The organism is Streptomyces yamdrokensis (assembly GCF_053890455.1).
The window spans coordinates 7,023,597-7,041,855 of sequence record NZ_CM132679.1; the positions used below are offsets into that span (position 1 = coordinate 7,023,597).

Below are 18,259 nucleotides of genomic sequence, written 5' to 3' on the forward strand. Positions count from 1 at the left end.
GAGCGTGAGGGTGGCGACCGGACGATGGACGACCAGGGGTGCGGGCCCGGCCCACGCCCACAGGGCGGGGAGAGACCCGCCGAGGCGAAGAGCGCGACACCGCGACCGGCGCCACTGCCGTACGAAGGCGTATGGCGGTTCACCGCCCCCGCCGTCGACGCCTCGGTCCCGCAGGCGCGCCACGCCGTACGGGACCTGTTGCTGCGCCAGGGGGTGCCGGCCGCCGACGAGGTGGTCCAGGGACTGCTGCTGATCGTGTCGGAACTGGTCACCAACGCCGTACGGCACGCGGCCCTGCTCTCCCCGACGCTCGCCGTCGAGGTCGCCGTCGGAGCCGAGTGGGTCCGGGTGTCCGTGGAGGACAGCCACCCCTACCGCCCGACCGCTCTGGAGGCCGACCACGGCCGCACCGGCGGCCGCGGACTGCTCCTGGTGCGCGAGATCGCCCGCGAGGCGAACGGCATGTGCGACGTCGAGCACACCGCGAGCGGCGGCAAGGTGATCTGGGCCGCCCTGCCGCTCAAGCCCGCGCAGGTCTGACGGCCCCGACCGCGCGGGCCCGGGCGGACCCGGCGCCCGAGCCCGGTCTGCCCGACGCGCACGCGGGCCCGCGACCGGCCCCGCGCACGGTCACCAGCCCGCCGACGGTCCGGTCAGCTCCCGGACCGCCGGGCGCGCCGCGTCCAGCACGGTCATGAACCACGCCGAGAAGGTGCCCTCGGCATGCTGCCGGGCCAGCTCGTCCGGAGTCACGAACGCCGTGGACACCACCTCTTCGGGATTGACCCGCAGCGGCGCCTGCACCATGCCGACGAACAGGTGGTTGTACTCCTGCTCGACCAGACCGGAGGCCGGGTCGGGGTGGTTGTAGCGCACCGTGCCCGCCTCGGCGAGCAGCGACGGGGACAGTCCCAGCTCCTCGAAGGTCCGCCGGGCCGCCGCCGCGAACGGCGCCTCACCGGGATAGGGGTGCCCGCAGCACGTGTTCGACCACACACCGGGGGAGTGGTACTTGCCCAGCGCCCGCCGCTGGATCAGCAGCCGCCCCCGCTCGTCGAACAGGAACACCGAGAACGCCCGGTGCAACCGCCCCGGGGGCTGATGGGCGGCCAGTTTCTCCGCGGTGCCGATCGTCACGCCGTCTTCGTCGACCAGCTCCAGCAGAATCGACTCGGCGGCAGAGCCCGACGGGCTGTGCGTCGCGGTGGCAGGTGTGATCGGCATACCCATCCTTCACTCGGTCTTCGCACCCCAAGTCTGCCGCACGAATCCGGCACTTCCCGCACCGCCCGCATGTCCCGCGGGCGGTGCGGGAAGTGGCCGGCACGGGCCGGACACCGGAAGAGGGGCCCCGTGGACGACCTGCCCGGACCGGCGGCGGGAGAACCGTGGGAAGCGTGGCGCCATGGACGAAAGGACGCAGGCCGGGGGGCGGAAGGATGCTTCCCCCGGCGCACGGGGGCCACGCTCACGCCCCATCGGCGCCTCCCACCCCGGCCGCACCCCGCCGTCGCCACGTCACCCCACGGCGCCGGGACGGCGTCCGCGGCCCGGTGCCGTCTCAGTGGCAGAGCCGCGCCTCGTGCTCCGCGTGACCCCGCGGTTCCAACTGGAAGGTGCAGTGCTCCACGTCGAAGTGGTCGCCCAGACAGCTCTGCAGTTCGTGCAGCATCTTCTCGTGCCCGATGGCGCTGAGCACCTCGGAGCTGACGACCACGTGCGCGGACAGCACCGGCATGCCCGAGGTGATGGTCCAGGCGTGCAGATCGTGCACGTCCTCGACGCCTTGCGTGCCGAGGATGTGCGCCCGGACCTGGGCCATGTCCACGCCCTCGGGTGCCGCCTCCAGCAGGACGTCCAGGGTCTCGCGCAGCAGCTTGAAGGTGCGGGGCACGATCAGTGCGGCGATCACGAGGGAGGCGATCGGGTCGGCGGCCATCCAGCCGGTCGCCACGACGACCAGCGCCGAGACGATCACCGCCACCGAGCCCAGCGCGTCGGCGGCCACCTCCAGGAACGCCCCGCGCACGTTCAGGCTCTCCTTCTGCCCGCTCATCAGCAGCGTCAGCGACACCATGTTGGCGACCAGACCGATCGCGCCGAAGACCAGTGTCAGCCCGCCTTCGGTGGCGGCCGGCGTGATGAACCGCTGGACCGCCTCGTACAGCACATAGCCGCCCACTCCGAGCAGCAGCAGACAGTTCGCGAGCGCGGCGAGTATCTCCGCGCGGGCGTAACCGAAGGTGCGGCGCTCGCTCGGCGGGCGGTTCGCGAAATGGATCGCCAGCAGCGCCATGCCGAGCCCCAGCGCGTCCGTCGCCATATGAGCCGCGTCGGCGACCAGGGCGAGCGAGTCGGCCAGCACACCGCCGATGATCTCGACGACCATGACGGCGAGCGTGATCGCCAGCGCCGCCCGCAGCCTGCCGCGGTACGCCGCGCTCGCCGTACCGCCGGCGGGCGCGCCGTGCCCGTGATCGTGCCCAGCCCCCATGGAAGCCGTCCCTCCCTGACTCGTCCGGCTCACAGTGAACTACGGGCCGGGGGTATCCGGCAACGCGGCACTGAACACCGTTGTCATGTGCTCTGACCTGCGGAAACGGCATGCAGGTCAGACGTGTTCGGGGAGAGTGCGCATCGCCCGGGCGCCCCGGCCGACGCCGCGGACGAGCCGAAGTCGAGGGTGCCGCCCGGTGCGGGACCGTTCTCACCGTGCGCATGTGCCGGGGCGCAGGGCGTGGTCTCCGTGATGAGATCCACACCGGCCCTGCCGTGCGCGACTCCCGGAGCGGGGAGCGTGGAGTCCTCGCCGGCGCGGCGCCCGGCGCGGGAGCGGGAGGGCTCTCGCCCTCCCCGGCGATACGGTGAGGGCGAGGGCGCCCAGGACCTCCACCGGGCGGTCCGTGGGCCTCACCGGCCGACATCGCGCTGGTCAGAGGCTGGCAACCCGCTCTCCGGCAGTGGCCGTGGCCCGTCTCGTACACGTCCTGCGGCACCCGTCCTCCAGGCCGGTGCGGCCCGCCCGGCGCCGAGTGGGCGGCGCCGGAGCAATGCCCCGTATCCGCCTCAGTGCCCCTTCTGGGTACGCGGTTTGTGGGCAGGCCCCGCTATCCCCGATGATGATCGCGGCAGGGACGCAGGTGAAACCACAGCGATCCAACCGCCGAACGGGCGGTGAACGCGGGCTCAGGGACATCCGCTAACCTCGGCCGACATGCCGCCCGGGGCCCCGTACGGCCGCCCCCATCATGTACACGACCGGCGTGGACGCGTCGGCATCCAGGGAGTGAGATTCGGTTGTCGACCGCCATCCTCACCGGCCAGCCGGTTCCGGGTTCGTCGCTCGAGGCGGACCTGCGTTCCCTCGGCTTCGACGTGCGGATCGCGTCCGACACCGCGGCGGCGAAGGCCCTGCTCGCCGAGGTGCCCGCCGGTCAGCGGGTCGCCGTCGTCGACGCCCGGTTCGTGGGCCATGAGCACGCGCTGCGTCTCGGCCTCACCGACCCCCGCTTCCCGCTCGCCGCGATCCCCGGTGCCGTCACCGCGCAGCCGGCCGCCCGCCAGGCCCTGGCCCGCGCGATGGCCCGCGAGAACACCGAGGTCTCCGAGCCCGCGACCGGTGAGCCCGCGACCGGCGGGATCCCGGCATCCGCCGGGACCACCCTCGCCGGCCCCCTCACCGACCGCGTCGTCACCGCCCTGAGCGCCGACGGCAGCGATCCGCACCGTCCCGACCTCGGCAGCCTCGTCGCCACCGTCCCCGACGGCCCGCAGGCCCGCAACGAGGCCCGGCAGGCCGTCGCCGCCGTCGACGACGAGGCCGTCCGGCTGAAGTCGGCCGTCAAGGCCCGCGACGGGTTCTTCACCACCTACTGCATCAGCCCGTACTCCCGCTACATCGCCCGCTGGTGCGCCCGGCGCGGTCTGACCCCCAACCAGGTCACCACCGCTTCCCTGGTCACCGCGCTCATAGCGGCCGCCTGCGCGGCCACCGGCACCCGCCCGGGCTTCGTCGCCGCCGGTGTCCTGCTCCTCGCCTCCTTCGTGCTGGACTGCACCGACGGCCAGCTCGCCCGCTACTCCCTGCAGTACTCCACCCTCGGCGCCTGGCTCGACGCCACCTTCGACCGCGCCAAGGAGTACGCCTACTACGCGGGCCTCGCCCTCGGCGCGTCGGCCGCGAGCGGCAGCGGGGGAGGCGACGACGTGTGGGCCCTCGCCCTCGGCGCGATGGTCCTGCAGACCTGCCGGCACGTCGTGGACTTCTCCTTCAACGAGGCGAACGCCGACAGCACGGCCGCCACCGCCGGCACCAGCCCCACCGCCGCCCTCTCCGACAGGCTCGACAGCGTCGGCTGGACGGTCTGGGCGCGCCGCATGATCGTCCTCCCGATCGGCGAGCGCTGGGCGATGATCGCGGTCCTCACGGCCCTCACGACCCCCCGCATCACCTTCTGCGCCCTGCTGGTCGGCTGCGCCTTCGCGGCGACGTACACCACGGCCGGCCGCGTCCTGCGCTCCCTGACCCGCAAGGCCCGCAGGACCGACCGAGCGGCGCGTGCCCTCGCGGACCTCACCGACACCGGACCGCTCGCCGAACGCCTCGCCGGGGCGCTGGAGACCGCCGCGCGGCGCCTGCCCGGCTTCACCGCCCCCGCCGTCGCCCTGCTCGGAGGCGCCGCCGTCACCGCCACGGCCGCGCTGACCGGCTTCGGCGGACCGTGGCCCGTCCTCGCCGCCCTCCTGTACGTCCTGACCTCCGCCCTGGCCGTCGCCCGCCCCCTCAGGGGCCCCCTCGACTGGCTGGTCCCGCCGTTCCTGCGCGCCGCCGAGTACGGCACCGTCCTGGCACTGGCGGCGGGCGCCGGGGTGAACGGAGCGCTTCCGGCGGCCTACGGCCTGGTGGCCGCCGTCGCCTACCATCACTACGACACGGTCTACCGCATCCGCGGCGACGCGGGCGCGCCCCCGCCCTGGCTGGTGCGGGCGATCGGGGGGCACGAAGGCCGCACCCTGGCGGTCGTCGTCCTGGCCGCCCTGCTCACCGCCTCGCAGTTCGCCGTCGCGCTCACGGTGATCGCCGTGGCCGTGGCCCTGCTGGTGCTCTTCGAGAGCATCCGCTTCTGGGTGGCCGCCCACCGGGGCGGCGCACCCGCCGTACACGATGAAGGAGAACCCGCATGATCGGCCTCGTGCTGGCGGCCGGCGCCGGACGGCGTCTGCGCCCCTACACCGACACCCTGCCCAAGGCGCTGGTGCCGGTGGGGCCCGCGGGCATAGAGGGCGAACCGACGGTCCTGGACCTCACCCTCGGCAACTTCGCCGAGATCGGCCTGACCGAGGCCGCCGTCATCGTCGGCTACCGCAAGGAGGCCGTGTACGAGCGCCAGGCGGTCCTGGAGCAGAAGTACGGGCTCAAGCTCACCCTCATCGACAACGACAAGGCCGAGGAGTGGAACAACGCCTACTCCCTGTGGTGCGGCCGTGACGCCCTCAAGGACGGCGTGATCCTCGCCAACGGCGACACCGTGCACCCGGTCTCCGTCGAGAAGACGCTCCTCGCCGCCCGCGGCGACGGCAAGAGGATCATCCTCGCCCTCGACACGGTCAAGCAGCTCGCCGACGAGGAGATGAAGGTCGTCGTCGACCCCGCGAAGGGCATGACGACGATCACCAAACTGATGGACCCCGCCGAGGCCACCGGCGAGTACATCGGCGTCACCCTCATCGAGGGCGACGCCGCCCCCGCGCTGGCCGAGGCGCTGAAGACCGTGTGGGAGACCGACCCGCAGCAGTTCTACGAGCACGGCTACCAGGAACTGGTGAACCGCGGCTTCCGGATCGACGTGGCGCCGATCGGTGACGTCGACTGGGTGGAGATCGACAACCACGACGACCTCGCCCGTGGACGGGAGATCGCATGCCAGTACTGACCCGGCTCATCCCCTCCCCGCTCGTCGTCGACATCCGCCCCGGCGCCCTCGACGACCTGGCCGGGGTCCTCGCCGACGAACGCATCGCGCAGTCGGGCCGCCTCGCCGTCGCCGTCAGCGGCGGCTCCGGCGCCGGGCTGCGCGAGCGGCTCTCCCCGTCGCTGCCCGGCGCCACCTGGTACGAGGTCGGCGGCGGCACCCTCGACGACGCGGTCCGGCTGGCCGGCGCCATAAAGGCCGGCCACTACGACGCGATCGTCGGACTCGGCGGCGGAAAGATCATCGACTGCGCCAAGTTCGCCGCGGCACGCGTCGGCCTCCCCCTGGTCGCCGTACCGACGAACCTCGCGCACGACGGCCTGTGCTCGCCCGTCGCCACCCTCGACAACGACGCCGGCCGAGGATCCTACGGCGTGCCGAACCCGATCGCGGTCGTCATCGACCTCGACATCATCCGGGACGCCCCGGTGCGCTTCGTACGCGCGGGAATCGGCGACGCCGTCTCCAACGTCTCCGCCATCGCGGACTGGGAGCTGGCCAACCGGATCAAGGGCGAGCGGATCGACGGGCTCGCCGCCGCCATGGCCCGGCAGGCCGGCGAGTCCGTGCTGCGCCACCCCGGGGGCATCGGCGACAACGACTTCCTCCAGGTGCTCGCCGAGGCACTGGTCCTCAGCGGCATCGCCATGTCGGTGTCCGGCGACTCGCGGCCGTCCTCCGGGGCCTGCCACGAGATCAACCACGCCTTCGACCTGCTTTACCCCAAGCGGGCCGCCGCCCACGGAGAGCAGTGCGGCCTGGGCGCGGCCTTCGCCATGTACCTGCGCGGCGCGCACGAGGAGTCGGCGTACATGGCCGGAGTACTGCGCCGGCACGGACTCCCGGTACTGCCCCAGGAGATCGGCTTCACGGTGGAGGAGTTCGTCAAAGTCGTCGAATTCGCCCCCGAGACCCGTCCCGGCCGCTTCACGATCCTCGAACATCTCGACCTGAAGACCGAACAGATCAAGGACGTCTACGCCGACTATGTCAAGGCCATCGGTAGCTGAACTCCGTCCGGTCGTCCACCCCGCGGGGGTGAAGGACCGGCGCAGCGGTGAGCACTGGATGGGACGCCTCTACATGCGTGAGGTGTCCCTGCGGGTGGACCGCTACCTGGTGAACACCAGGGTCACGCCCAACCAGCTCACGTATCTGATGACCGTCTTCGGCGTCCTCGCCGCCCCGGCCCTGCTGGTGCCGGGGATCACGGGCGCGGTCCTCGGCCTGGTCATGGTGCAGCTGTACCTGCTGCTCGACTGCGTGGACGGCGAGATCGCCCGCTGGAAGCAGCAGTTCTCGCTCAGCGGGGTCTACCTCGACCGGGTCGGCGCCTACCTGTGCGACGCGGCCGTCCTCGTCGGATTCGGCCTGCGCGCCGCCGACCTGTGGGGCACCGGCCGCATCGACTGGCTCTGGGCCTTCCTCGGCACCCTGGCCGCCCTCGGCGCCATCCTGATCAAGGCCGAGACCGACCTGGTCGGTGTGGCCCGCCACCAGGGCGGACTCCCGCCGGTCAAGGAGGCCGCCGCCGAGCCGCGCTCCTCCGGCATGGCGCTCGCCCGCCGGGCCGCCGGAGCCCTGAAGTTCCACCGGCTGATCCTCGGCATGGAGGCGTCGCTGCTGATCGTGCTCCTCGCGATCGTCGACGCCGCCCGGGGAGACCTGTTCTTCACCCGCCTGGGTGTCGCCGTCCTCGCCGGGATAGCCCTGCTGCAGACCCTGCTGCACCTGGTGTCCGTCCTTGCTTCCAGCAGGCTGAGGTGACCGCGATGGGATCCTCCCTCAAGGTCGGCGCGGTGATCATCACCATGGGCAACCGCCCCGACGAGCTGTGCGCCCTGCTCGACTCGGTCGCCAAGCAGGACGGCGACCCGGTCCGGACGGTCGTCGTCGGCAACGGCTCGCCCGTCCCGGAGGTCCCCGACGGCGTGCGCACCGTCGAACTGCCGGAGAACCTCGGCATCCCCGGCGGACGCAACGTCGGCATCGAGGCGTTCGGCCCGAACGGCCAGGAGGTCGACATCCTGCTGTTCCTCGACGACGACGGCCTCCTGGCGCACCACGACACGGTCGAGCTGTGCCGCCAGGCGTTCGCCGCCGATCCGGAGCTCGGCATCATCAGCTTCCGCATCGCCGACCCGGAAACCGGCAGCACCCAGCGCCGCCACGTGCCCCGGCTGCGCGCCGCCGACCCGATGCGCTCATCGAGGGTGACCACCTTCCTCGGCGGCGCCAACGCCGTACGCACCCGGGTCTTCGCCGACGCCGGCTGCCTGCCCGACGCGTTCTTCTACGCGCACGAGGAGACCGACCTGGCCTGGCGGGCCCTCGACGCCGGCTGGATGATCGACTACCGGTCCGACATGGTGCTGTACCACCCGACCACCGCCCCCTCGCGGCACGCGGTCTACCACCGCATGGTCGCCCGCAACCGTGTCTGGCTGGCCCGCCGCAACCTTCCCGCGCCCCTGGTCCCCCTCTACCTGGGCGCCTGGATGCTGCTCACCCTGCTCCGCAGACCCTCGCGCCCGGCTCTCAAGGCCTGGTTCGGCGGCTTTTGGGAGGGCTGGACCACCCCCAGCGGTCCTCGCCGGCCCATGAAGTGGCGTACGGTGTGGCGGCTGACCCGGCTGGGCCGGCCCCCTGTCATCTGACAAGCTCGTGTCCGGGACCATCGGGGCCGCACCCAGGCCTCCCGGCACATGCCCGGTCCGTACGGGCCGGGCATCTCGAAGAGGGAAAGCTTTCACCAGTGAGTGAGACAACGCACGACGGCCCGGCCGCGGTCAGCGCGTCCGGGCCGCCCGACGACGGCCTCACGGCGGCCGAGCTCGCCGCCAAGTACGGACTGACGGTGAGCGGCGCCCGACCGTCGCTCGTCGAGTACGTCCGGCAGCTCTGGGGACGCCGGCACTTCATCCTCACCTTCTCCCGGGCGAAGCTGACCGCGCAGTACAGCCAGGCCAAGCTCGGCCAGCTGTGGCAGGTGGCCACGCCGCTGCTGAACGCGGCCGTGTACTTCTTCATCTTCGGCCTGCTGCTGGGTGCCCGCCGGGGCATCCCGAGCGAGGTCTACGTCCCGTTCCTGGTGACGGGCGTGTTCGTGTTCACGTTCACGCAGAGCTCGGTCCTCGCCGGGGTGCGGGCCATCTCCGGCAACCTCGGCCTGGTGCGGGCCCTGCACTTCCCGCGGGCCTCGCTGCCCGTCTCCTTCGCGCTGCAGCAGCTGCAGCAGCTGCTGTACTCGATGGTCGTCCTGGTCGTCGTGGTGATGGCGTTCGGCAGCATGCCCGCGCTGTCCTGGCTGCTGGTCGTCCCCGCGCTGCTGCTCCAGTTCGTCTTCAACACCGGCCTCGCGCTGGCCTTCGCGCGCCTGGGCAGCAGCACGCCGGACCTCGCCCAGCTGATGCCGTTCGTGCTGCGGACCTGGATGTACGCCTCGGGCGTCATGTTCAGCATCCCGGCGATGCTCGCCGACAAGGACGTCCCCCACTGGCTCGCCGACGTCCTGCAGCTGAACCCCGCCGCGGTCTACATGGACCTGGTCCGCTTCGCGCTGATCGACGGCTACGGCTCCTCGTACCTGCCGCCGCACGTGTGGGCGTTCGCGGTGGGCTGGGCGCTGCTGGCCGGCGTGATCGGCTTCGTGTACTTCTGGAAGGCGGAGGAGAGGTACGGCCGTGGCTGACCGGAGGACGGACACGCACATCCCCACCGTCGTCGCGGACGACCTGCACATCGTCTACCGCGTCAACGGTGTGCGCGGCGGCCGCGGCAGCGCCACGGCGGCACTCGGCCGGATGATACGACGGGGCAAGGACGACGAGGCGCGGGGCGTGCGCAAGGTGCACGCGGTGCGCGGGGTCTCCTTCGTCGCCTACCGCGGTGAGGCCATCGGTCTGATCGGCTCCAACGGCTCCGGCAAGTCGACCCTGCTGCGGGCCATCGCCGGCCTGCTGCCCGCCGAGAAGGGCAAGGTCTACACCGACGGCCAGCCCTCCCTGCTCGGCGTCAACGCGGCCCTGATGAACGACCTGACGGGCGAACGGAACGTGATACTCGGCGGGCTTGCCATGGGCATGTCCCGCGAACAGATCAGGGAGCGCTACCAGGAGATCGTCGACTTCTCCGGCATCAACGAGAAGGGCGACTTCATCACCCTGCCGATGCGCACCTACTCCTCCGGCATGGCCGCCCGGCTCCGCTTCTCCATCGCGGCGGCCAAGGACCACGACGTCCTGATGATCGACGAGGCGCTGGCCACCGGCGACCGCAAGTTCCAGAAGCGCTCCGAGGCGCGCATCCGGGAACTGCGCAAAGAGGCCGGCACCGTCTTCCTGGTCAGCCACAACAACAAGTCGATCCGCGACACCTGCGACCGCGTGCTGTGGCTGGAGCGGGGCGAACTGCGCATGGACGGCCCGACCGACGAGGTCCTCAAGGAGTACGAGAAGTTCACCGCCAGGTAGCCCGGTCCGCCCACCCGTGTCTCTGCGGCCAAAACCGGCCGAAAGAAGCGGGCGTCTGCAAAGGAAACGTCAACTCCTGCCGTGCGCAGGAATCTTGACACGGACCGGTTCGTTGTTCCGGGGCGCGGGGGCACCCCGGCGGTCCGTGCCGCGCTGCACGACGTAAGCTGTACCGGTCCCTAAAGACGGCAATCAGGGCCATAACGCGTGACACCCGTCGGCGATCCGGCCGGGTGCAAACACAAGTGGCGTGTCCGAAATAGTGTGTATTGGGTCGGCAGTGTAGAACGGGAGATGTGACGGCAATGGCTACGGAGACTCCCCTGCTGAACGCAGCATGTGCCGTCCCCGCCCAGGGCTGCCCGCGATGAGGCGAACCGGCACGGCGCACCCGGCAGATCCCGGGGGCGCCCCCCTGGACACCGAGCGCGCCACTCTGGACAAGGCCGCCACCGAGAACTTCCCGGTGGCGCCGTTCTTCCTGCCCCGGGCCTGGCGCGACGACCTGATGGCGGTCTACGGCTACGCCCGGCTCGTCGACGACATCGGCGACGGTGACCTGGCCCCCGGCGGTGCCGACGCCGAACTGCTCGGCGTCGCCCCCGACCGGGCGGCCGACCGGACGGTGCTGCTCGACGCCCTCGAGGCGGATCTGCGCCGCGTCTTCGACGCGGTCCCGCACCATCCGCTGCTGCGCAGGCTCCAGCCGACGGTCCGCCGCCGCGGCCTGACCCCGGGCCCCTTCCTCGGCCTGATCGCCGCCAACCGCCAGGACCAGATCGTCAGCCGCTACGAGACCTACGACGACCTGCTCGCCTACTGCGAACTGTCGGCCAACCCGGTCGGCCGCCTCGTCCTCGGTGTCACCGGAACCTCGACCCCCGAGCGGATCCGCCGCTCAGACGCGGTCTGCACCGCCCTCCAGATCGTCGAGCACCTCCAGGACGTCACCGAGGACCTCGGCCGCGACCGTGTCTACCTGCCCGCCGAGGACATGAAACGTTTCCACGTGGACGAGGCGGATCTCGCCGCGCCGCACGCCGGCGCGGCGGTGCGCGCCCTGGTCGCGTTCCAGGCGCAGCGCGCCCGGGAACTCCTGGAGGAGGGCGCCCCCCTGGTGGGCAGCGTCCGCGGCAGGCTGAAGCTGCTGCTCGCGGGGTTCGTGGCAGGGGGACGGGCGGCCCTGGGCGCGATCGCCGCCGCCGAGTACGACGTACTTCCCGGCCCGCCGGGGGTCGGCAAGGCCCGGCTGCTGCGCGAGGCCGGCACGACGCTGCGAGAAGAGGGGTGATTCCGGCAGTGGAGTCGGACACGCACACATCGGCGCCGGTACTCGCCGCATACAGCTACTGCGAGGCCGTCACCGGACAGCAGGCCCGGAACTTCGCCTACGGCATCCGGCTGCTGCCGACGCCGAAGCGGCGCGCGATGTCGGCGCTGTACGCGTTCTCCCGGCGCGTCGACGACATCGGCGACGGCACGCTGGCGGACGACGTCAAGGTCGCCCGGCTCGAGGACACCCGGGCGCTGCTCACCCGGGTCCGGGACGGCGCGGTCGACGAGGACGACACCGACCCGGTGGCCGTCGCCCTCGCACACACCGCGCGGCAGTTCCCGGTCCCGCTCGGCGGCCTCGACGAACTGATCGACGGCGTCCGGATGGACGTGCGCGGCGAGACCTACGAGACCTGGGACGACCTGAAGGTCTACTGCCGCTGCGTGGCCGGTGCCATCGGGCGGATCTCCCTCGGCGTCTTCGGCACCGAACCCGGCGCACGGGGCGTCGAACGCGCCCCCGAATACGCCGACACGCTGGGGCTCGCGCTCCAACTCACCAACATCCTCCGGGACGTCCGGGAGGACGCCGAGGGAGGGCGCACCTATCTGCCCTCCGACGACCTCGCCAAGTTCGGCTGTTCGGCCGGGTTCAGCGGGCCGACCCCGCCGGAGGGCTCCGACTTCGCCGGCCTCGTCCACTTCGAGGTGCGCCGGGCCCGCGCCCTGTTCGCCGAGGGCTACCGGCTGCTGCCCATGCTCGACCGTCGCAGCGGCGCCTGTGTCGCCGCCATGGCCGGCATCTACCGCCGCCTCCTCGACCGCATCGAGCGCGAGCCCGAGGCCGTGCTGCGCGGCCGGGTCTCCCTGCCCGGACGGGAGAAGGCCTACGTCGCGGTGCGCGGCCTCTCCGGCCTGGACACCCGGCACGTCACCCGGCGGACCGTCAGGAGGCGCGCCTGATGGACAGACCTCTCCCACCCGGTCGCGCCCCCGGCAAACGGGGCGCAACCCTCCGCCGCGGTCTCGCGTCCCTTCCCAGGACGGCCCGCCGCGCACCGATCCGGCGGCACGGCGGCCGGGCAGGGGAGGGCGCGCCATGACCCGTGTCGACAGCTCCGAAAAATCGCACGCCGGCGGCGACGCACCGGCGGGGCGGCACGCCGTCGTGGTCGGTGGCGGTCTCGCCGGCGTCACCGCCGCGCTCGCGCTCGCCGACGCCGGCGTGCGCGTCACCCTGCTCGAAGGCCGTCCCCGGCTCGGCGGACTCGCCTTCTCCTTCCAGCGCGGCGACCTGACCGTCGACAACGGCCAGCACGTCTACCTGCGCTGCTGCACCGCCTACCGCTGGTTCCTCGACCGGATCGACGGCACGGCCCTGGCACCGCTGCAGAACCGTCTGGACGTGCCCGTGATCGACGCCGACCGGCCCGAGGGACGCCGGCTCGGCCGACTGCGCCGCGACCCGCTGCCCGTACCCCTGCACCTGGGGCGCAGTCTCGCCGCCTACCCGCACCTCTCGCTCGCCGAACGGGCCGGCGTGGGCCGCGCCGCGCTCGCGCTCAAGGGACTCGACCTCACCGATCCCGCCCTCGACGACCAGGACTTCGGCAGCTGGCTGGCCGCGCACGGCCAGTCGCCGCGCGCCGTCGAGGCACTGTGGGACCTGGTGGGGATCGCCACCCTCAACGCGGTCGCGGGCGACGCCTCGCTGGCACTCGCCGCGATGGTCTTCAAGACCGGCCTGCTGTCCGACCCGGGCGCGGCCGACATCGGCTGGGCCCATGTCCCGCTGGGGGACCTGCACGACCGGCTGGCCCGCAAGGCGCTCGACTCCGCCGCGGTCCGTACCGAGGTCCGTACCCGCGTCACCTCCGTCACCGCCCGCGGCGACGGGGGCTGGAGCGTCCGGACTCCCGGCGAGACCCTCGACGCGGACGCCGTCGTCCTCGCCGTACCGCAGCGCGAGGCGTACGGCCTGCTGCCCGCCGGAGCGCTCGACGATCCCGGGCGGCTGCTCGGCATCGGCACCGCGCCGATCCTCAACCTCCACGTCGTCTACGACCGCACCGTGCTCACCAGCCCCTTCTTCGCCGCCCTCGGCAGCCCCGTGCAGTGGGTCTTCGACCGCACCCGGACCTCCGGTCTGCGGCAGGGCCAGTACCTGGCCGTCTCGCAGTCGGTCGCCCAGGGCGACATCGACGAGCCCGTGGCCGCGTTGCGTGAGCGCTACCTGCCCGAACTGGAACGCCTGTTGCCGCGCGCCCGCGAGGCCGGCGTGCGGGACTTCTTCGTCACCCGGGAGCGCACCGCGACGTTCACCCCCGCTCCCGGCGTCGGACGGCTCAGGCCCGGCGCCCGCACCAAGGCTCCCGGCCTGTACCTGGCCGGAGCGTGGACCGCCACCGGGTGGCCCGCGACCATGGAGGGTGCGGTCCGCAGCGGCGTCGGCGCGGCGGACGCCGCGCTGAGCGCCCTGGGCCGGCCACGGCCCCGCCACCTCTTCGCGTGGGACGGGGAGGCCGGCCGCGGCGCCCGGGGCCCCGCCGTGCGAGAGGGACTCCGGTGAGCGCCGACGCACCCGCCGCGGCGGGTCCCCGCACCCCCGGTACCGCAACAAGAGGAGAGACTGTGCCCACTGTGCCCCCGGCCTCGAAGGCCGCTGGAAGGACCGCGGCGGACGTGCCCGCGCTCCTGGAGCGCGGCAGGACACTGGCCATGCCGGTACTGCGGGCGGCCATCGGCCGCCTGGCGCCTCCCATGGACACCGTCGCCGCCTACCACTTCGGCTGGATCGACGCCCAGGGCAGGCCCGCGGACGGCGACGGCGGCAAGGCCGTGCGCCCCGCGCTCGCCGTGCTGTCCGCCGAGGTCACCGGTGCCGCCCCCGAGGTCGGCGTCCCCGGCGCGGTCGCCGTCGAACTCGTCCACAACTTCTCCCTGCTGCACGACGACCTCATGGACGGCGACGAGCAGCGCAGGCACCGCGACACCGTCTGGAAGACGCACGGCCCCGCCCAGGCCATCCTCGTCGGCGACGCCCTGTTCGCCCTCGCCAACGAGGTGCTGCTGGAACTCGGCACCGTCGAGGCCGGCCGGGCCACCCGCCGGCTGACCACCGCCACCCGCGCCCTGATCGACGGCCAGGCGCAGGACATCTCCTACGAACACCGAGACCGCGTCGGCGTCGAGGAGTGCCTGGAGATGGAGGGCAACAAGACCGGCGCCCTGCTCGCCTGCGCCAGCTCCGTCGGCGCCGTGCTCGGTGGCGCCGACGCGCACACCGCCGACACCCTGGAGAAGTACGGCTACCACCTCGGTCTGGCCTTCCAGGCCGTCGACGACCTCCTCGGCATCTGGGGCGACCCGGCGGCCACCGGCAAGCAGACCTGGAGCGATCTGCGCCAGCGCAAGAAGTCCCTCCCCGTCGTGTCGGCGCTCGCCGCGGGCGGCCCGGCCTCCGAGCAGCTTGCGGGGATCCTCGCCGCCGACGCCGGCGGCAGCGACTTCGCCACCTTCTCCGAGGAGGAGTTCGCGGCCCGCGCGGCCCTCATCGAGCAGGCCGGCGGACGGGAGTGGACCGCCGAGGAAGCGCGTCGTCAGCACACCATCGCCATCGAGGCCCTCGACGCCGTCGACATGCCCGACAGGGTGCGGGAGCAGTTCACGGCACTCGCGGACTTCGTCGTCGTACGAAAGAGATGATCACTATCGGTCGAATAGCCCTCGCGTAGTCGCCGGCCGGTGTTGCGGGGAGTACGGCACCGGCCGACGGCGGACCCACAGCAGACGCACACATTGCAGGACTGCACGAAGGGGAAGCCATGACAGCGACGACCGACGGAAGCACCGGGGCGGCCCTGCCGTCCTCGGTGGCCGCGGCCAGCGACACCGACACCGACATCCCCGCGGCGGCCGGGGTACCCGACATCGCCGCCGGCGCCATGCGGCGCGCCACCGAGTTCCTGCTGTCCCGCCAGGACGACCAGGGCTGGTGGAAGGGGGACCTCGAGACCAACGTCACGATGGACGCCGAGGACCTGCTGCTGCGTCAGTTCCTCGGCATCCTCGAGGAGGAGACCACCCGCGCCGCCGCCCTGTTCATCCGGGGCGAGCAGCGCGCGGACGGCACCTGGGCCACCTTCCACGGCGGGCCCGGCGACCTCTCCGCCACCATCGAGGCGTACGTCGCCCTGCGGCTGGCCGGTGACGCGCCGAACGCCCCGCACATGGCGCGCGCCGCCGCCTGGGTCCGCGGCCGGGGCGGGATCGCCGCCTCCCGGGTCTTCACCCGGATCTGGCTGGCCCTGTTCGGCTGGTGGAAGTGGGAGGACCTGCCCGAACTCCCGCCCGAGCTGATCTGGTTCCCCTCCTGGGCGCCGCTCAACATCTACGACTTCGGCTGCTGGGCCCGCCAGACCATCGTCCCGCTGACGATCGTCTCGGCCAAGCGGCCGGTACGGCCCGCCCCGTTCCCGCTCGACGAACTGCACACCGACCCGGCCCGCCCCCGCCCTCCCGGACGGACAGCACCGGTGACCAGCTGGGACGGCGCCTTCCAGCGGCTCGACAAGGGCCTGCACGCGCTGCGCCGGGCCGTCCCGCGCCGACTGCGCGGGGCGGCGATGAACACCGCGGCCCGCTGGATCATCGAGCGGCAGGAGAACGACGGCTGCTGGGGCGGTATCCAGCCGCCCGCCGTGTACTCCGTCATCGCGCTGCACCTGCTCGGCTACGACCTGAACCACCCGGTGATGCGTGCCGGACTGGACTCCCTCGACCGGTTCGCCGTGTGGCGCGAGGACGGCGCCCGGATGGTGGAGGCCTGCCAGTCCCCGGTGTGGGACACCTGCCTCGCCACCATCGCCCTCGCCGACGCCGGCCTGCCCGCCGACCACCCCCAACTGGTCAGGGCCGCCGACTGGATGCTCGGCGAACAGGTGGTACGGCCGGGCGACTGGTCGGTACGCAGGCCCGGACTCCCTCCGGGCGGCTGGGCGTTCGAGTTCCACAACGACAACTACCCCGACATCGACGACACCGCCGAGGTGGTCCTCGCGCTCCGCAGGGTCAAGCACCACGACCCGGAGCGGGTGGACAACGCCATCGGCCGCGGGGTCCGCTGGAACCTCGGCATGCAGTCCCGCAACGGCGCCTGGGGCGCCTTCGACGTCGACAACACCAGCCCGTTCCCCAACCGGCTGCCGTTCTGCGACTTCGGCGAGGTCGTCGACCCGCCGTCGGCCGATGTCACCGCGCACGTCGTGGAGATGCTCGCCGTCGAGGGGCTCGCCCACGATCCGCGCACCCGGCGGGGCATCCGCTGGCTGCTCGACGAGCAGGAGCCGGACGGCTCGTGGTTCGGGCGCTGGGGAGTCAACTACCTGTACGGCACCGGGTCCGTGGTGCCGGCGCTGGTCGCCGCCGGTCTCCCCGGCTCGCACCCGGCGATCCGACGGGCCGTGGCCTGGCTGGAATCGGTCCAGAACGACGACGGAGGCTGGGGCGAGGACCTGCGCTCCTACCGCGACTCCCGCGAGTGGAGCGCAAAGGGCGCCTCGACCGCCTCGCAGACCGGGTGGGCGCTGATGGCCCTGCTGGCGGCCGGCGAGAAAAAGTCCGCGGCCGTGGAACGCGGCATCGCCTGGCTGGCCGCCACCCAGCACGAGGACGGCTCCTGGGACGAGCCCTACTTCACCGGCACGGGCTTCCCCTGGGACTTCTCCATCAACTACCACCTCTACCGGCAGGTCTTCCCGCTCACCGCGCTCGGCCGGTACGTGAACGGGGAACCGTTCGCCAAGACGCCGACGGCGGTGCCGACAAAGACGCCGGTCGTGCAGCCGGGGGCGGACGCCGGTGCGCAGCGGCAGCGGCTGGCCGGGGCGACGGGCAGCTGATGGGCCCCCGGGCGATGCCGGCCCCGTTGCTGATCGCCTGCGCGCTCGGCATCGAGCGGCTCGCCCTGCGCGGGAGAGGCCACGGCGCCGGCGAGCCGGTCACCGTCCTGCGCACGGGCATGGGGCCGGCGGCCGCCGAGCGCTCCGTCACCCGGGCGCTCGCCGGCCCGGCGCTGCGCGACGCCGCCGTGCTGGCCACCGGCTTCTGCGCCGGGCTGGCCCCCGGGATGCACCCCGGCGACCTGGTGGTCGCCGGGGAGACCCGCGACCCGCGCGGCAGCGTGCCGTGCGTCGGAACCGACCTGCTGGTGAAGGAACTGGCGCGCGTCGCGCCGGGGCGCACCGTCCACACCGGGCCGCTCACCGGCTCCGGGCACGTGGTCCGCGGACACGAACGGCCCGAGCTGCTCGCCACCGGCGCGATCGCGGTCGACATGGAGTCCGCTGCCACGCTCCTGAGCGCCGTCCGCGCGGGTGCGCGCCCCGTTGCGGCCGTACGGGTGGTCGTGGACGCTCCTGAATACGAACTGGTCCGGATCGGCACGGTGCGCGGTGGAATATCGGCTTTCCGCGTCCTTCGTTCCGTTCTTCCCGCGTATCTCGAATGGCACCGTTCCTTGCTGCTCCCTGGGAGGTGAGC

At 72.7% G+C, this 18,259-nt stretch carries 17 protein-coding genes; 15 read left to right on the forward strand and 2 right to left on the reverse strand.

Annotated features, from left to right (window positions below):
* The first annotated feature begins 24 nt into the window (after positions 1-24).
* Positions 25-540 carry an ATP-binding protein gene (locus ACWZEH_RS31005; protein WP_456199927.1) on the forward strand — a complete coding sequence of 172 codons (516 nt, stop codon included), beginning with the start codon at positions 25-27 and terminating at the stop codon, positions 538-540.
* 90 nt (positions 541-630) lie between these two features.
* On the opposite strand, the gene idi is transcribed toward ACWZEH_RS31005, so the two are convergent.
* Both idi and ACWZEH_RS31015 read right to left on the reverse strand, forming a co-directional pair.
* Positions 631-1,224 carry an isopentenyl-diphosphate Delta-isomerase gene (gene idi, locus ACWZEH_RS31010; RefSeq protein WP_456194373.1) on the reverse strand — a complete coding sequence of 198 codons (594 nt, stop codon included), beginning with the start codon at positions 1,222-1,224 and terminating at the stop codon, positions 631-633.
* Positions 1,225-1,561: 337 nt separating this feature from the next.
* Positions 1,562-2,494: a cation diffusion facilitator family transporter gene (locus ACWZEH_RS31015; RefSeq protein WP_456194374.1), complete on the reverse strand. Its 933-nt coding sequence runs from the start codon at positions 2,492-2,494 to the stop codon at positions 1,562-1,564.
* Between the two features lie 803 nt (positions 2,495-3,297).
* Here ACWZEH_RS31015 and ACWZEH_RS31020 point away from each other — a divergent pair.
* The 14 genes from ACWZEH_RS31020 to ACWZEH_RS31085 all read left to right on the forward strand — a co-directional run bounded on the left by ACWZEH_RS31020 (position 3,298) and on the right by ACWZEH_RS31085 (position 18,257).
* The gene (locus ACWZEH_RS31020; RefSeq protein ID WP_456194375.1) at positions 3,298-5,184 is read left to right on the forward strand and encodes a DUF5941 domain-containing protein; all 1,887 of its coding nucleotides are present in this window, start codon (positions 3,298-3,300) and stop codon (positions 5,182-5,184) included.
* Entirely contained in the window at positions 5,181-5,933 is a 753-nt protein-coding gene (locus ACWZEH_RS31025; RefSeq protein WP_456194376.1) for a phosphocholine cytidylyltransferase family protein, read from the forward strand. Before ACWZEH_RS31020 ends, ACWZEH_RS31025 begins: the two co-directional genes overlap by 4 nt.
* A complete protein-coding gene (locus ACWZEH_RS31030) occupies positions 5,921-6,982 on the forward strand; it encodes an iron-containing alcohol dehydrogenase family protein (RefSeq protein WP_456194377.1) in 1,062 nt (353 codons plus the stop codon). The genes ACWZEH_RS31025 and ACWZEH_RS31030 overlap by 13 nt, the downstream gene beginning before the upstream one ends.
* Positions 6,960-7,739, forward strand: a complete 780-nt coding sequence (locus ACWZEH_RS31035; protein ID WP_456194378.1) for a CDP-alcohol phosphatidyltransferase family protein — start codon at positions 6,960-6,962, stop codon at positions 7,737-7,739. The genes ACWZEH_RS31030 and ACWZEH_RS31035 overlap by 23 nt, the downstream gene beginning before the upstream one ends.
* 5 nt (positions 7,740-7,744) lie before the next feature.
* Positions 7,745-8,629 (forward strand): glycosyltransferase family 2 protein, encoded by an 885-nt coding sequence (locus ACWZEH_RS31040; protein WP_456194379.1) that lies wholly within the window; start codon positions 7,745-7,747, stop codon positions 8,627-8,629.
* 98 nt (positions 8,630-8,727) lie between these two features.
* A complete protein-coding gene (locus ACWZEH_RS31045; protein ID WP_456194380.1) occupies positions 8,728-9,663 on the forward strand; it encodes an ABC transporter permease in 936 nt (311 codons plus the stop codon).
* Positions 9,656-10,444 carry an ABC transporter ATP-binding protein gene (locus ACWZEH_RS31050; protein ID WP_456194381.1) on the forward strand — a complete coding sequence of 263 codons (789 nt, stop codon included), beginning with the start codon at positions 9,656-9,658 and terminating at the stop codon, positions 10,442-10,444. Before ACWZEH_RS31045 ends, ACWZEH_RS31050 begins: the two co-directional genes overlap by 8 nt.
* A 367-nt stretch (positions 10,445-10,811) precedes the next feature.
* Positions 10,812-11,735 carry a squalene synthase HpnC gene (gene hpnC / locus ACWZEH_RS31055; protein WP_456194382.1) on the forward strand — a complete coding sequence of 308 codons (924 nt, stop codon included), beginning with the start codon at positions 10,812-10,814 and terminating at the stop codon, positions 11,733-11,735.
* On the forward strand, positions 11,732-12,682 hold the full coding sequence (gene hpnD / locus ACWZEH_RS31060; protein ID WP_456194383.1) for a presqualene diphosphate synthase HpnD: 951 nt from the start codon (positions 11,732-11,734) through the stop codon (positions 12,680-12,682). Before hpnC ends, hpnD begins: the two co-directional genes overlap by 4 nt.
* Positions 12,682-12,822, forward strand: a complete 141-nt coding sequence (locus ACWZEH_RS31065; RefSeq protein WP_456194384.1) for a DUF6380 family protein — start codon at positions 12,682-12,684, stop codon at positions 12,820-12,822. The genes hpnD and ACWZEH_RS31065 overlap by 1 nt, the downstream gene beginning before the upstream one ends.
* A complete protein-coding gene (gene hpnE / locus ACWZEH_RS31070; protein ID WP_456194385.1) occupies positions 12,819-14,288 on the forward strand; it encodes a hydroxysqualene dehydroxylase HpnE in 1,470 nt (489 codons plus the stop codon). The genes ACWZEH_RS31065 and hpnE overlap by 4 nt, the downstream gene beginning before the upstream one ends.
* 71 nt (positions 14,289-14,359) lie before the next feature.
* Complete coding sequence (locus ACWZEH_RS31075) at positions 14,360-15,424, forward strand: polyprenyl synthetase family protein (protein WP_456199929.1); 1,065 nt, start codon at positions 14,360-14,362, stop codon at positions 15,422-15,424.
* 119 nt (positions 15,425-15,543) lie between these two features.
* A complete protein-coding gene (gene shc, locus ACWZEH_RS31080) occupies positions 15,544-17,619 on the forward strand; it encodes a squalene--hopene cyclase (protein WP_456194386.1) in 2,076 nt (691 codons plus the stop codon).
* Positions 17,619-18,257, forward strand: coding sequence for a phosphorylase family protein (locus ACWZEH_RS31085; protein WP_456194387.1), 639 nt, complete (start codon positions 17,619-17,621; stop codon positions 18,255-18,257). The genes shc and ACWZEH_RS31085 overlap by 1 nt, the downstream gene beginning before the upstream one ends.
* Positions 18,258-18,259 lie beyond the last annotated feature (2 nt).

What these genes read in the sequence shown, in the direction of transcription:
- ACWZEH_RS31025 (WP_456194376.1), top strand. Translation starts at nt 5,181, where the DNA reads ATGATCGGCCTCGTGCTGGCGGCCGGCGCCGGACGGCGTCTGCGCCCC.
- ACWZEH_RS31030 (WP_456194377.1), top strand. Translation starts at nt 5,921, where the DNA reads ATGCCAGTACTGACCCGGCTCATCCCCTCCCCGCTCGTCGTCGACATC.
- shc (WP_456194386.1), top strand. Translation starts at nt 15,544, where the DNA reads ATGACAGCGACGACCGACGGAAGCACCGGGGCGGCCCTGCCGTCCTCG.
- ACWZEH_RS31085 (WP_456194387.1), top strand. Translation starts at nt 17,619, where the DNA reads ATGGGCCCCCGGGCGATGCCGGCCCCGTTGCTGATCGCCTGCGCGCTC.
- ACWZEH_RS31015 (WP_456194374.1), bottom strand. Translation starts at nt 2,494, where the DNA reads ATGGGGGCTGGGCACGATCACGGGCACGGCGCGCCCGCCGGCGGTACG.
- ACWZEH_RS31005 (WP_456199927.1), top strand. Translation starts at nt 25, where the DNA reads ATGGACGACCAGGGGTGCGGGCCCGGCCCACGCCCACAGGGCGGGGAG.
- ACWZEH_RS31040 (WP_456194379.1), top strand. Translation starts at nt 7,745, where the DNA reads ATGGGATCCTCCCTCAAGGTCGGCGCGGTGATCATCACCATGGGCAAC.
- ACWZEH_RS31065 (WP_456194384.1), top strand. Translation starts at nt 12,682, where the DNA reads ATGGACAGACCTCTCCCACCCGGTCGCGCCCCCGGCAAACGGGGCGCA.
- hpnE (WP_456194385.1), top strand. Translation starts at nt 12,819, where the DNA reads ATGACCCGTGTCGACAGCTCCGAAAAATCGCACGCCGGCGGCGACGCA.
- ACWZEH_RS31035 (WP_456194378.1), top strand. Translation starts at nt 6,960, where the DNA reads ATGTCAAGGCCATCGGTAGCTGAACTCCGTCCGGTCGTCCACCCCGCG.
- idi (WP_456194373.1), bottom strand. Translation starts at nt 1,224, where the DNA reads ATGCCGATCACACCTGCCACCGCGACGCACAGCCCGTCGGGCTCTGCC.
- hpnC (WP_456194382.1), top strand. Translation starts at nt 10,812, where the DNA reads ATGAGGCGAACCGGCACGGCGCACCCGGCAGATCCCGGGGGCGCCCCC.